2 protein-coding genes and 1 pseudogene are annotated in these 1182 nt (G+C 61.4%); 1 reads left to right on the top strand and 2 read right to left on the bottom strand.

All coding sequences use genetic code 11. The features are described from left to right. Positions 1-254: pseudogene (locus AUC71_RS13435) on the bottom strand (formylmethanofuran dehydrogenase); the annotation flags it as partial. Positions 255-435: 181 nt separating this feature from the next. Beyond that, positions 436-822: a 4a-hydroxytetrahydrobiopterin dehydratase gene (locus AUC71_RS13430; RefSeq protein WP_069624655.1), complete on the bottom strand. Its 387-nt coding sequence runs from the start codon at positions 820-822 to the stop codon at positions 436-438. 98 nt (positions 823-920) lie between these two features. On the opposite strand from AUC71_RS13430, the gene AUC71_RS13425 reads away from it, so the two are divergent. Beyond that, positions 921-1182 (top strand): nuclear transport factor 2 family protein (locus AUC71_RS13425; RefSeq protein ID WP_193427049.1); only part of this gene is annotated, 262 nt, incomplete at its 3' end.

Here is a 1182-nt window from a genome sequence, read left to right as displayed (position 1 = left end):
CCCTCGCCGATCACCACCACCGTATCGGCGCGGTTCCTGACCTCGCCGAAGCTTGCGGGGGCCACGCCCGTCTCGCGCATGACGCGGGCGGCGCGGCTCAGCCCTTCGCTGGCGCCATGATCGATCACGCCGCCAAGCTTCTCGGCGAGCGCGATCGCTGCCGTGGCACCCTCGATATCGGTGAATAGGCCGCCGAAAACTGGGAGACGCGCGCGGGCAAGCAGCTCTGCGGCACGTTCGAGCGTGCTGTCCAACTCGTTCTCCTCCTCGGCCCTTCCTTGGGCGCACAAATAAACAGGTGACCGGTGAGGCGCAAGCGTGGCAATGCGCCTCTCCAGGCCTAATCGGCCCGCAGCGCCCGCAAGCTCCGATTCGATGGATGATAAAACGATGCATGCCCGTCGAATGGGCATGACACGCTGGCCGATCCTTGGGCTAGTCTTTGGGCTTGTCGTACTTGATGTAGGAAAAGCGCATGTCGTCGGCGGGCGTGCCTTCCAGCGCGCCGCCTTCGAGCCCGGGCTGCCAGTTCACCACGTCCTCGATCTTCTTGGCGAGTTCGAAGTCCTTGTCGGTGATACCCTTCGCCGCGTGGTTCATCAGCCGCACCTCGACCCAGGCATAGGAGGCGGTGATGTCCGGGTGATGCCAGGCCGCTTCGGAGAGATGGCCGACGGTGTTGATGACCATCAGCGTGCCCTTCCAGCTGTTGGTCTTGAACTTCCGCCGGATCCAGCCGCCTTCGAGATGCCAGTGAGGCAGCTCCTTCTTGAGCCGCTCCTCAACCTCGGCGTCGCTATACGTACGCTCTTTCGTTGCCATAGCTTCCGTCTTTTGAAAAAGTGAGCCGCATTCCGCTATTCGCTTTCAAGAGCATATCCGGGGGCTTCGAACCGATCAATGGAGGCCGGGCCACGCACATGCCGGACCTGGAACGCAATAAAGAGACGGTCGTGGCCTTTTACGACATGGCCTTCAACCAGTCGCGGCCGCGTGAAGCCATGGCGCTATATGCAGGGCCTGTGTACATCCAGCACAATCCGGTCGTGAAGGACGGCAAAGACGGCTTCATCGCCTATTTCGAGGAGATGGACCGGCGTTATCCAGGCAAGCGCGTTCATTTCAAGCGCATCATCGCCGAGGAAAATTACGTGGTGCTGCACTGCTTGCAGGAATGGCCCG

The organism is Methyloceanibacter marginalis (assembly GCF_001723295.1).
GTDB lineage: Bacteria > Pseudomonadota > Alphaproteobacteria > Rhizobiales > Methyloligellaceae > Methyloceanibacter > Methyloceanibacter marginalis.
This window is presented reverse-complemented; position numbering and strand designations above follow the sequence as displayed.

What these genes read in the sequence shown, in the direction of transcription:
- AUC71_RS13430 (WP_069624655.1), bottom strand. Translation starts at nt 822, where the DNA reads ATGGCAACGAAAGAGCGTACGTATAGCGACGCCGAGGTTGAGGAGCGG.